At 58.2% G+C, this 1,409-nt stretch carries 1 protein-coding gene; it reads left to right on the top strand.

Annotation, left to right across the window (positions count from 1 at the left end; genetic code table 11):
- Window positions 1-12: 12 nt before the first annotated feature.
- Window positions 13-1,409: transporter substrate-binding domain-containing protein (locus tag AACS18_RS10825; protein ID WP_339373252.1), on the top strand; the 1,397-nt coding region annotated here is incomplete at its 3' end.

Genomic DNA, 1,409 nt, shown 5'->3' with positions numbered 1-1,409 from the left:
GAAGCCGCCTTTATGCTCAAAAAGCGCATGGCTGACGCCTATCTTGCCGACATGCCGTCACTGGTGATGGTGAAAGATCAGCACCCCAAGGCTGGCTTCACCATTGCCACTCCGGAATGGGTAAGCGGCACGTCTCTCTCTATCAATATGCACAAGAGCGACCCGGCACTGGTCAGCCTGGTGAGCAAGGCATTCAACGAGATATCGGTTGAAGATCGTCGTCATATGCTGGCAGCTACCACGAATAGCCAACATGCGGACTCAGGAGCGGTGAAGTCTGTCCAGTTTACCCCTGAGGAGCAGGAGTGGCTCAACCAGCATCCTGAGCTCACTTACGGCGTCTCCCCGGACTGGACCTCCATGAGCGAATTCAATTACCGGGGCCGACTGGTCGGGTATGTGGCGGACCTGATGGCGCTGATGCAGCAAGTCTCCGGGCTGAAGTTCTCTCTGGTTCGCACCAATAGCTGGGGGGAAACCCAGAACCTGCTGAAGCTGCGGCAGATCGATTTTATTCCGGCCATATCCCCCAACCACGACCGTGGCCAGTTTGCGCTGTTCACCCCCGGCTATCTGTTTGTCGATCGGGTCGTTATTGCCCCCAAACGCAGTGCCGATATCACCGATCTCTCACTGCTGCGAGGGAAACGGGTCGGCATGGTGCATGGCTCGCTGGATAAAGATCTACTGACCCACATCGGCGCCCATCCGGTAGAGGTCAACAATGACAACCGCTTGATGGAGCTGCTGGACACGGGCGATGCCGACTACGTGATGGTCACCCTGCCATCCATCAACAAGCGGGTGAGCGAACGCTATCAGGTGGTCTATGCCGGCAAAGACTTGCGCCTGCCGGTCGCCATGGCCACGCGCAAAGATCCCATGCTGCAGCGGATCCTTACCAAGGTGCTCTATTCGATACCGCCGGAGGAGCTCAATAAAGTGGAGAGGCGCTGGCTCTCCATGAGTGTGCAGACCGGCATCAACAGCGAAACAGTGCTGCTCTGGTTCGTAATAGGTGGCACGGCTGCCACTCTGCTGTTTGCCCTGTTCTGGGCCTGGAACCGCACTCTAAAACGGGAGATCGTGCAGCGACAACGGGCCGAGAAGACGCTCAATGAACAGTTGGTGTTCGTCCAGACCCTGCTCGACTCCCTGCCCAATATGGTGGCGCTGCGGGATCGCGATCATCGCCTGACCCTCAGCAACCGGGCATACCGCGAGCTGTTTGTCGGTGATGGGGAAGAAGGTGATCGCTGGGGCTATATGACCGAGGACGAGCGGCAACAGATGCTGCGCGAGGAGCGTGCGGTCTGGGAAACCGGCCAGATCTTCGAAGGATCGGGTTATACCCAGCGCGAGGGGGATGTTCCCCTTCACGTGGTCTACGTCAAGTTGCCCTATCGCGC

Origin of the sequence: Aeromonas sp. HMWF015 (assembly GCF_963878965.1) — a bacterium.
Lineage (GTDB): Bacteria > Pseudomonadota > Gammaproteobacteria > Enterobacterales > Aeromonadaceae > Aeromonas > Aeromonas veronii.
This window is presented reverse-complemented; position numbering and strand designations above follow the sequence as displayed.